The 11050-nt window shown below is 33.3% G+C and carries 5 protein-coding genes and 1 pseudogene; 2 read left to right on the top strand and 4 right to left on the bottom strand.

Annotated elements, in window-relative coordinates; all coding sequences use genetic code 11:
• The first annotated feature begins 584 nt into the window (after nt 1-584).
• Nucleotides 585-1109: a hypothetical protein gene (locus F6K22_RS17260; protein WP_293100221.1), complete on the top strand. Its 525-nt coding sequence runs from the start codon at nt 585-587 to the stop codon at nt 1107-1109.
• 455 nt (nt 1110-1564) lie between these two features.
• Here the strand turns inward: F6K22_RS17260 and dndD are convergent, their stop codons facing one another.
• From dndD to F6K22_RS17240, 4 genes and pseudogenes are all read right to left on the bottom strand, one after another.
• On the bottom strand, nt 1565-3547 hold the full coding sequence (gene dndD / locus F6K22_RS17255; protein WP_293100218.1) for a DNA sulfur modification protein DndD: 1983 nt from the start codon (nt 3545-3547) through the stop codon (nt 1565-1567).
• A gap of 1186 nt (nt 3548-4733) precedes the next feature.
• On the bottom strand, nt 4734-6296 hold the full coding sequence (dndC, locus tag F6K22_RS17250; RefSeq protein WP_293100215.1) for a DNA phosphorothioation system sulfurtransferase DndC: 1563 nt from the start codon (nt 6294-6296) through the stop codon (nt 4734-4736).
• Nucleotides 6297-6340: 44 nt separating this feature from the next.
• Nucleotides 6341-6664 (bottom strand): annotated as a pseudogene (locus F6K22_RS17245) (HNH endonuclease); the annotation flags it as partial.
• 15 nt (nt 6665-6679) lie between these two features.
• Nucleotides 6680-7321 (bottom strand): phosphorothioated DNA-binding restriction endonuclease family protein, encoded by a 642-nt coding sequence (locus F6K22_RS17240; RefSeq protein ID WP_293100212.1) that lies wholly within the window; start codon nt 7319-7321, stop codon nt 6680-6682.
• A gap of 720 nt (nt 7322-8041) precedes the next feature.
• On the opposite strand from F6K22_RS17240, the gene F6K22_RS17235 reads away from it, so the two are divergent.
• Nucleotides 8042-9643 carry a DGQHR domain-containing protein gene (locus F6K22_RS17235; protein WP_293100209.1) on the top strand — a complete coding sequence of 534 codons (1602 nt, stop codon included), beginning with the start codon at nt 8042-8044 and terminating at the stop codon, nt 9641-9643.
• Nucleotides 9644-11050 lie beyond the last annotated feature (1407 nt).

Genomic DNA, 11050 nt, shown 5'->3' with positions numbered 1-11050 from the left:
AAGAGTGCAGAGCCGCTGCCTCTTGCCTCTTGCAGAGGAGCTGCCTCTTGCTACGGTAGCTCTCGCTAACGCTAACGCTTTTCATGTCGGCTCAAGCGCCGAAACGCCATATCCAATCGACCAAGAGAAAGGAAATTTATGATTTTTTTGCCTCCTACTGAATTAGGAGGTACTAATAACTGATAAATGAAATGGCTTTGAGCAAAAAAGTGTATATTCATTATTTTATGAAACAGCAAAAAGCCGATGCGAGCTAGCTGAATGCTTACTTTAGTGGTAAGTTTTAGTCGGATATTTTTCTGCAATTTGCAATTTGTGATTGGTTATTGCTGAGTTGCTGAAAAATAATAGAGAGTTGGAAAGTTTCTATATTTTCACCAGTTAGGTAAGGTAGGAAATATAAACTTTTCAACTAGCAATGACAAAATGAATAGGAAAAGTTTACTATGAAACATCAAATTTTTGAGAGATATTTCCTCCTATGGTTTAATATCTATAAGATTGACTAACTTTGTTTGATATAATCTAATAAAGTAAGACTTTTATAAAATAACTGTAACTTGTGTATTATAAATTTATTAGGTATGAATAAAAACTATAGTGCTAGAGTAAAGAATACTATTATAGGAACAAGAGAAGCAGCTTTTTTGTTGGGTATTTGTTGTCAACGAGTCAGAGTTCTACTTTCCCAGAATAGAATAAAAGGGGCTTACAAAGAAAAAGGATTTTGGCAGATTCCACTTTACAATAAAATGCCTGTTGTTATACCGGGAACTAGAGGTCCAGAAGGTGTCTGGTGTAAGAGACTGAGAAAGAAACCTACAAGAATTCATGTTAATCAACAGAAAATTAAGGCTAATGGTAAAAGAATTAAAAATGATCCTCAAATGACCCCGGAGCAATTGATGCCAGTAATCGCCTTAAAACAAACTAATCGTAACGATTTGGGTTATCAGATGGAAATAGATGGCCCTTGTCGTATTGTTTATAAACCTTATGACCCCTTACCTTGTGGTGCTCATTTATGGATTGAGACTTATTATCCGGTGCAGTTTGTCGATACTAAGTTTCAACCTGTGACATCTAGGCAAGCTTATAAATATGTTTAAACCTACCACTAGCTATAAATATAGAAGAAAATTTTAGCTATTCTTAGTTGGTTTATTAACCGAAGTAGATTGCTATTAATTTTCTATTATACATACAATAAGACTCTGTATTTTACTTGAACAGAATAAAGTTTATGGTGATTTGATTAAGGTGTAAGTTAGGGTCTGCTGAAAAAGTTTTTGTTTGTGATAGGCAACAGCTCATATTCGAGTAAATATTCGTATTGGATCGCCTCTAAAGTTCTGGAGATTTTCTATTTCTATCTAGACAACTTCAGTTGAAAAAGTAGTGGGAAAAAAGTGGCTTACCAGAAATATTCTGTTTTGAGATTTGTCTAATTGTTTTGTTTTGGCAGATTCGAGTAAATATTCGTGAATGATACCCTTTCAATTCTGGAGATTTTCTATTTCTATCTAAGCAACTTAAGTTGAAAAAGTAGAAACAAAAAGGTGACTTACCAAAAGTACCCTTTTTTAAAATTTGTCTGATTTTTTTGAGAATCATATTGGAGTAAATACTCGTATTGGATCGCCTCTAAATTACGGAGATTTTCTACCTCTAATTTACCAACCTCGGTATCAGTAGATAACAGAATTACTTGATGACTAGCAGTAGGAAAATAACGTTCAATTAAATTTTGACGATGAGAAGAATCTAACCTACCTAAAGGTGTATCAATTGCCACAGGTAAACGTCTACCAGAAACCCGTGCTAAACCCCATAAAAAAGAAATTGCTAAAAGCTGTTTTTCTCCAGCAGATATTCGATGTTTAGGAACAAGTTGACCTTGACTATCATAGAGAGAAAGAGAAAAATTATGAGTATCAATAGCCACACGATGAACTAAGTCTGACTTATGTAAAAGATAACGGAAACATTCAGTAACTTCTATCTCTAATTTATTCAGCTTTTTCAGGGTTAACTTATCCTTAAATAGCTGTAAAGTCCGTTTAACTTTTGCAGAAGACTCAATTATATGTTGAATATTGTGACGTTCGATAGTTTCGTCAGTATAACTAAACAATTCCTTCTTAGTTTGAGTAATAGCATCCTCCAATTTTTTACAATCACGTTTACTATTTTCACAAGCAACTTGTACCCTTGCTAACTCAGTTTGTGCCTCTTGCAAAGCAGTTGCCAAAATTTCATAAGCTTCCGGGGATGCTGCAATTGCTAATTGCTTTTCCAGAATATTCATTTCCACTTCCAAATCTTTCAGATGAGTTAAACGTTCCTGAGCATTTTTCAGAGAATTTTCAATCTCATAGCACAACAAATTTTCCAGTAAAGTTAAAGCTTCTTCATGAGCAAACAACCAAGGTTCGTTACCTTGATTAATATCCTCTTTCAGCGTCAAATTTTCTTGATTGAGAAACTCTTCAATTTTGCTAACTTTATCAGTAGGAATAGATAAATTATTCAGATAATCAAGTAGACGTTTATCTCTTTCCTGAAAAGCATCCAAAGCAATTTCTGCTTCGTGGCGTAAAATTTCTAAATCACTCTGAGAACTTGCTTGTTCCAAAAGGGGAGAAATTAAAGCTAGAGGTAGAGCACCCCCAGCAAGTTCAACCATTTCCTGACGAGCATTATCCATATCTAACTCTATATCTTTAAACTCTTGTTCTAACTGACTCCTTTCACCAGCAATTTTTCCCCCTTCCGATACAAATTTTCTCATTGCTTTTTGTTGCTTTTGTTGAGCTTTTTTTAATTGCTTTTCCAAATCTGCTAATTTTTCTTTAGCAATTTCTAAATCTGTGTTTTGCTGATGGAGTTTTTGCTCAATTTCCTCTAAGTTTGCTATTTCTTTAGTCTTAGCAAGTTGTTTCCTTTTCCGAGTTACCAAAATATCTAAATCTGCTGCAAGACGTTCCGCTAATTCTAATCCTAATAATGACTGAATCGCATCTACTACTAAAGGTGGCGGTGTTTCTAATTCAGCTAATTCTTTTACCTGTTCTCCATCAAAGAGAAATAGATTAGAAATTCCCAAAGGTAAGAGATTTTCTATATATTCATCCCAGGCATTTGCCAAGTAAGAATCAGGCCATTCACCATCAAGAATTCCCAGACTATCTTTGCCGTCTTTAGGATTTTTTTCCCAGGTACGAACGATACGATATTCTACAATTTGATCATCTTGAATATGTTCAAAAGCTAATTCAATACGAGTTTTTTCTGTAGGGGGAGTATTGCGGTTTACGCATTGAGAAAGAAAGTCGCCATAAGTTAAATTTCCCCTAGTTGAACATTGAGCGCGATGACCGTAAAGTGCGAGGCGAATTGCATCTAAAAGAGTAGTTTTTCCTCCTCCATTCATACCTCCAAATAAGATGATGGGACGGGGGCGATCGCTAACGGTAGGGCGAAGGTTTATTGTTTGTTTACCGGAGTACGGTCCGAAATTTTGTAAGACGAGTTCTAGGAAAATCATTTTAGTTTTTTTAGGGAGTAGGGAGAAAGCTAGTGGGATAATTAACTTGATTTTTTTGATTCTTAGAATTTATCTTTTTTCCCTAGGAGATAAGTCTGAGAAATATAATTTTCGTCTCAAGCAACAGAGAATTTTTGCCTTTGACTTAGACTCGGAAAAATAGAGGTTTTCCAGATATGAGTTTTCCAGATAAAGTTTTATCAGTTGTCAGTCATTGTTGAATTTTTTCCGGTAGGAGATAAGTCTGAGAAATATAATTTTCATCTCAACCAACAGAGAATTTTTACCTTTGATCTAGACTCGGAAAAATAGAGGTTTTCCAGAGATGAATTTGCTAGATAAAATTTCATCAATTCCTAGTCAATTTCTAGTCATTGTTGAATTTTTTCCGGTAGGAGATAAGTCTGAGAAATATAATTTTCATCTCAACCAACACAGATCCTAGTCATTGTTGAATTTTCCCGGTAGGAGATAAGTCTGAGAAATATAATTTTCATCTCAACCAACAGAGAATTTTTACCTTTGACCTAGACTCGGAAAAATAGAAATTTCTCACAGATGAATTTGCTAGATAAAATTTCATCAGTTCCTAGTCATTTTCTAGTCATTGTTGAATTTTTTCCGGTAGGAGATAAGTCTGAGAAATATAATTTTCATCTCAACCAACACAGATCCTAGTCATTGTTGAATTTTCCCGGCAGGAGATAAGTCTGAGAAATATAATTTTCATCTCAAGCAACAGAGAATTTTTACCTTTGACCTAGACTCGGAAAAATAGAAATTTCTCACAGATGAATTTGCTAGATAAAATTTCATCAGTTCCTAGTCAATTTCTAGTCATTGTTGAATTTTTTCCGGTAGGAGATAATTCTGAGAAATATAATTTTCATCTCAACCAACACAGATCCTAGTCATTGTTGAATTTTCCCGGTAGGAGGTAAGTTTGCCAAATATAATTTTCATCTCAAGCAACAGAGAATTTTTACCTTTGACCTAGACTCGGAAAAATAGAGATTTCTCACAGATGAATTTGCTAGATAAAATTTCATCAGTTCCTAGTCATTTTTGAATTTTTCCAGTAGGAGGTAAGTTGAACCAATAGAATTTTCATCTCAAGCAACACAGAATTTTTGACTCTGACTTAGACTAATAAAAAGAGAGGTTTACTAAACAAGAAAATTATTTCTTACTTTTCCTCAATATTTGCCGAACTTTGACGAGAAAACTTCATATTTGCCCAACTCAATTGTTTAATTTTCTCTGAAACTTTTCCTCGCTCGACAGCTTCTTTGAGGTTTCTTTTATTATGAGCGTTTTGAATAGCTTCTTCCTTCGAACGAGAACTTGTTTCAAAACATTGTTCGAGACTTTCATAAATCTTATATCGGTGAGACTTAATATAATATTGCCGTTCCGTATCTAACAGTTTTGCCATAAGTTCAAGGTGCATCTCATCCTCATTACATATTTCTTCCAATACTGACCATTCATCACTACCTAAAAGACTTATTCCTGCACCAGGACGACAGTCTAAAAATTTATCTCCTGTTACTTCTTCATATATACGGGGTAAACTATCATCAAACTCATGTTTTTCTTCTAACCAGATGCGTCTAATTTCACTCAGTTCTTCCAGAGAAATGAGAGTAATATCTCGCATATTTTCTGGAGCAGTGTCACGAATTTTTGTTTGAGCTTCTAACAGTTTTCTCAGTAAAGTATCTCGCCATTCTTTTTTGTACGGACCGGGTATTGGTTCCACAGAAACTTCGCCATCTACTTTCCGTTCAAATAGTTGAACTGTACCCCAAATTCGCCGAAAATCTCTTTTGTCTCTGTCAAAAATATCTAGTTCTTTACGCAAGTCTACTAAGGGTTGTAACCATTCTTTTTCTTCATCATTTTGAATCATTGCTGACATAGATTTATCACTATCTACTAAGGTGCAAACCCAACATCCAAAACGAGAACTTCCACAACTAGGAGTAGAGGTATCAACTACTAAGGGACATTCATTATCTTCCGTTGCACCTCGATACATTGCTAGTAAATCTTTATTACTATTTCCCCAAGGATTTTCCCACTGCATTAAATATAGCCAAACTTCATCAGTTCGCCAATCTTCAATAGGAGAATAAACTAAAGAATTAAGTAAATTAGCATTAGGACTTAGACGTTCTCTAACTCTTTTTTCTTCTAGTTTTTTCATGGTTTTGGCGCGATTAACACTTTCAGCTTTACGAATACCTAAAATCAGTATAACTTCTCCGTTAGTTCGTACAACATTCCGAATAAAAAGATTAGATGGTTCAATTTTTAAACGTCCTGTACACCATCTAAATTTAAGGCGAGGTGCGGGATAACCTTTACCAATTAAACCTACCCAATATGTTTCTTGAAAATCTGGTTGTAGAAGATGAGGTTCTATTGGCATTTTCTGCTTTTGGGCAGTTATTTCAATGTTTTTTAGAGATTGCTTAACCCAAGCAGAAATATAAGGATTTTCTACTCGTGTATCTGTAGTAATTACATAAATTTTTTTGGTTCTTTTTTCTACTGGTAAAGTAGCGATCGCATTCCATATAAGTTGTAAAACTGCGGTGCTATCTTTTCCTCCAGAATATCCTATAACCCAAGGAATTTCATCAAGACAATATAGTTCAATAATTTCTTGAGTTAGCTTTTCTATATCTTTGATTAGTTCAGCAGTTGTACGTTCTGGAAATAATGATTTTTGTATAGCTTTCATATTTATAGATATCCTCAAATATTAGTCAAATTAATTTTTTATGATTATGATATAAATACGTTCTGACGATGCCATTGTAAGGCTTCTATTCTAGGAAAATATTTTGTTTCATTTGGCAACCAAAGCTTATTATCATTAAATTCTTTCATAGGTTTAGAATTTGGTGATTCTTCTTGAAAGTTATTGGAAACGATAATTTTATAATCATAATCATCAGAGATAGTAAATAAACCTTTATCGAATGCCCAATGATGATTTTTACACAGTGATATGCCGTTATCTATTCTATTGTGATAAAATTTAGCAAATGGTTTTATATGCGCTCCATCTACAATATTTTGCTCAATTGACATGGTAACTTTCATTCGACAAAAAGCACATTTCTAGTTGTAGCTATGTACAACTGCTTTACGAAAAATTCCATCTCTAACTATAGATTTTATGAGATATGATTTAGGTTGTTTTTGCTGTTGGTTTAATAAATTAATTGAACTTTCTTTCTCATCATTGTCTTTTTGGAATTTTTCATTAATTACGATAAGTTCTTTAATATTTTTTTGATTAGCTGAAAACCAAGTTGCCATGAGTACGTCTATTAATTCTTTTCTAGAATTTTGGTCTTGTAGTAGTTCAAAAAGTTCTGGGTCTAAACTGGCATACTTAACTACCTTTTTAAATTTTTTTACGGAACTTGGAACCCCCTTTAAAGAATTATTTTTAGATTCAATATGCCAAAATCCCTCGCTTTGTAGATATAAAAAAGGAAGGTGTAAATTATTTTTACCTTGATAAGCACCAGAAGATAAAATATCCCAATGTTTATTAAAAGTATCAATTAATTGCTCTGAAAGAGCTATCTGATTCTTAGTTATTAAACTTTGTGTAATCAAATCAATGACAGACAAAATTAAAATTGGTTTATATTCTGCATTCGGACCTAGCCTTTTACTTGTCTTAAGTTTTGTCAAACTTTGACAGTAGTATGCTAAATTTTTTTCTCTGTTTAATTCTTGATTTTTACTCATTTATAGCACTAGGCAAAATATCTATATTTTCAGTATCTATTTGTCATAAACCAGCAGATTAACTAAATATATATGCCAGATTGAAGCTAAAATAACTACCAAAACTAAATTTAGCATAACTATTCTGATTACTCCTTTTTAAAATTACAAAATTTACTTGATTAGTTTCTCAGCAATACCTGATACTCTAATGTTGTACTTCTACAAAATAGATAAGTTCTTCATCCCTCTTTTTTACAGGAAGAAATAAACTGTTTACTATAGCAGTCGTCATCTTAAATAGCTGATATTCAAACCTATTGATACCAATTCACTTTCAAGATGTCACAAACAAATAGTTTCAAATTTTAAATGTGAAATAATTTCCTGAAATTACTGAGCCTGTCTTTCATGTCGCGCAGCGAAAAGTTTTAAGTTTATAAAATCTTACTTTTAACTTTTAACTTTTAACTTTTGACTTTTGACTTCAAACACTATGCTCTCTAAAAACTGACTGTTAATAGCTGAATACTTATTATTTTGACAGTAAAAAAAGAAATTAATATTCATCCCTCATGTTCCACTGGTTTGTCTTGACATAATAAATAGTATATGATATAGAAACAATTACCGCACAATAACAATTATAATAACTCAAATGTTTTTAAAAACATTTTGTTACAAAAATTTATATATATAGTAATTTTCAAAAATTATTAAAAATATTTCCCAAAATCAGCTATGAAAAAGACCAATAAACCCACATCAGAAATAGCAAAAGAAATTTTAGAAAACGATAATCGAGAAAGAGAAGCGATCGTCATCTTATTGGACAAACATATAGGCAAAGATGACAGATTATTAGTACAAAAAACCATGATGGGAAACACAGAAGCTTACATAGGTTCCGTCACTCTAGAATGGTTAGATAGTCGTGTACGTTTTGCCTCCCAACTACCATTATTTCGGCAAAAATTTGACATGGAAACTGACAACATAATTCGGGATGCAGAAACAATAGATGAAATTCAACAACGACCTTTAGACTGGTCTCGTCAAGCTCCATTAACTCTATATTTAGCAACAAGAAAAGCCCATAAATTTCCAGCAGTATTAGTAGTAATTAGCCCTAGTTGGGTAGATAACCCCAAAGCAGAAGAATGGAATAAAAATGGAGAAGCAAATAAATCCGCCACTGATTTTTTCCCCCTAGACTCAGAGGGAAAAGTAGGATTATTAGACCTACGTTTAGAAGTAGCAGTATTTGCCTTAGACGGTCAACATAGACTGATGGGAATTCAAGGATTAATGGAATTAATCAAAACTGGCAGATTACCAAGATATAACAAACAAAAGAAACCAGTAGGTGCAGCAATTACTATTGATGATTTAACCGAAATTAATCATATTGAATTACCAGAACTACAAAAATTAGCTTACGAACAAATAGGAATAGAATTTATTCCAGCAGTAGTAGAAGGAGAGACAAGAGCACAAGCGCGACGTAGAGTTAGGTCAGTTTTTGCTCATGTAAATCTGACAGCAGTGAAATTAAGTAAAGGGCAATTAGCATTATTAAATGAGGATGATGGATTTGCTATTGTAGCGAGAAAAATAGCAATTTATCATCCTATTTTAAAGGAGAGAGATGATAGAAATCCCAGAGTAAATTGGGATAGTGCAACTGTGGCAGCTAAGTCTACTGTTTTAACAACTCTCCAAGCATTGCAAGAAATGTGTGAAAGATATTTAAAACCTCGTTATCCCTATTGGAAACCTTCAGATAGAGGTTTAATTCCTATGCGACCCGAAGAAGAAGAGTTAGAAGAGGGGGTGAAAGAATTTATGGAATTTTGGGATTATTTTGCTAGTTTACCTAGTTATTCGAGATTAGAAAATGGTTCTGAAACTCCGGAACTAAGAAGATTTAGTTTTGAGATAAAACCAGGAGAAGGTCATGTTTTATTCCGCCCTATTGGGCAAATTGCTTTTGCTGAAGCTCTGGGGATTTTAATATATAAAAAAGGCTTTTCTATGGAAGAGGTTTTTCAGAAATTAAATAAGTATGATGTGGATGGTGGTTTGAGTGGAATAGAATTTCCTGACTCAATTTGGTATGGGGTTTTATATGATTTTAATCGGAAGCGAATGTCGGTAGCTGGTAGAGATTTAGCGATGAGATTGTTTATCTATATATTAGGTGGAATTTCTGACAAAATGGAGCGGGCAGAAATTCGTCGGGAGTTGGCACAAGCAAGGCGAGTTGGAGAGGATCGAGCTGTAGATTTTCAGGGTAAGTTTGTGGAATTAAAAAAGGTAGGGTTGCCGGAAATTTTGTCTTAAAGTATGAGTTAATAGAAGTTATACTATTTCAGGGAAGTTAAAATTCAACAGCTAAGATAGTATTCGTTGAAAACTTTGATGTCACAATTATTTCAGGCGATTATTTCAGATAATTAGGATGAAATTATTTGTGAGATTATTTAAGTGATAGTAAATCAGGTTGCAATAGTATCTTTATTATGGCGGTTTGCAAAAGGGTTAGGGAATATTTTCAAAAGTACCTTTTGAGAAAAATATTTAGTATGAATTGCTATGAATTTTAGTATTTTGAGGAAGAGGAAGGCTACCTAAAAAAATATGTTTTAATAAATTAAAATATAGGTGGATTGGTTTGGTTGTAAAAATAATAAAAAAATGTTTCACAGTTTGTTAATCTCAGAGATTGAATGGCTCGGGAAATATCAATAAAGAAGGTAGGAAATAGGGAATAGGGAATGAGCGAATAAATTATTTGTCACAAACAAATTAACCATAACTTTAGGAGTATGAATACCGATACTCCGCGTCTACAGACTGATTTCAATCCCTGGCATTATTCAAGCTTTAAGATTCAGTTGTCAGACAATTTTTTTAATACTTAGGGTGACAAACAGTCTCTAAAACTTCCTTTACATCTACTGAATTAAAAGTCAAACTCCTATGAATTTTTTTTAGTAGAAATAAATCTATAATCATTACCGAACAATTAACGTATAAAGCCTCTCCATTCATGGAGGAAAAGCGGTCAAGGGATGGATGAGTTACCTAACTATATCCAATCGACCAAGAGAAGAAAAAAAATCCTTTTAGCCAATCCTATTCTTTATAAGAAGAGGTGATTATTAATTATTAATTGTTGAAAAACATACATACTTAATCTAACAGTAACCCTAGATAACTTAATTGATGTAAGTTCTAGGAATATCAAAATTTACAACTCTTCGAGGTGATTTGTAAACTGAGCTGAAACCCCTTTATAGTATAGGTTTACTCTAAATTATGCTTGAGGGGCTTAGATATTGTCCAACCCTTGCACTATCAAGTATTAATTCTCTTAATATTTACTTTATAAAAAGTCTTCAACTATTGAAAAAAGAATTAACTATATAAAAAATCAGAAACTCTTACTTCTTTTCCCTGAATATTTTCTGCAAAATTAAAATATGACCAAAAAATCAGGTCAATAACTTCCTTTCCGATAGGGGATGAAAAAAATGAACTTTAGTATTTCAAGCATCTGGCTTTAGCAAGAGGTACTGTTAAGGAAGTTACCGAAAAATTCAGGTTTAAAGCCTCTCATAAGCAAGGATAAAAAAGCGGTTGAGGGATGGCGAGGTCTCCTCGGCATATCCAATCGACCAAGACAGCGGTCGGAAAGCGGAGCATGACCTTAGGATGGGATGGCGAGGTCTCCTAGCCATATCCAAT

Origin of the sequence: Okeania sp. SIO2F4 (assembly GCF_010672385.1) — a bacterium.
Taxonomy (GTDB): Bacteria; Cyanobacteriota; Cyanobacteriia; order Cyanobacteriales; family Microcoleaceae; genus Trichodesmium.
This window is presented reverse-complemented; position numbering and strand designations above follow the sequence as displayed.

Excerpts from the sequence above, each read along its gene's own strand:
- F6K22_RS17260 (WP_293100221.1), top strand. The coding sequence starts at position 585 with ATGAATAAAAACTATAGTGCTAGAGTAAAGAATACTATTATAGGAACA.
- dndD (WP_293100218.1), bottom strand. The coding sequence starts at position 3,547 with ATGATTTTCCTAGAACTCGTCTTACAAAATTTCGGACCGTACTCCGGT.
- dndC (WP_293100215.1), bottom strand. The coding sequence starts at position 6,296 with ATGAAAGCTATACAAAAATCATTATTTCCAGAACGTACAACTGCTGAA.
- F6K22_RS17240 (WP_293100212.1), bottom strand. The coding sequence starts at position 7,321 with ATGAGTAAAAATCAAGAATTAAACAGAGAAAAAAATTTAGCATACTAC.
- F6K22_RS17235 (WP_293100209.1), top strand. The coding sequence starts at position 8,042 with ATGAAAAAGACCAATAAACCCACATCAGAAATAGCAAAAGAAATTTTA.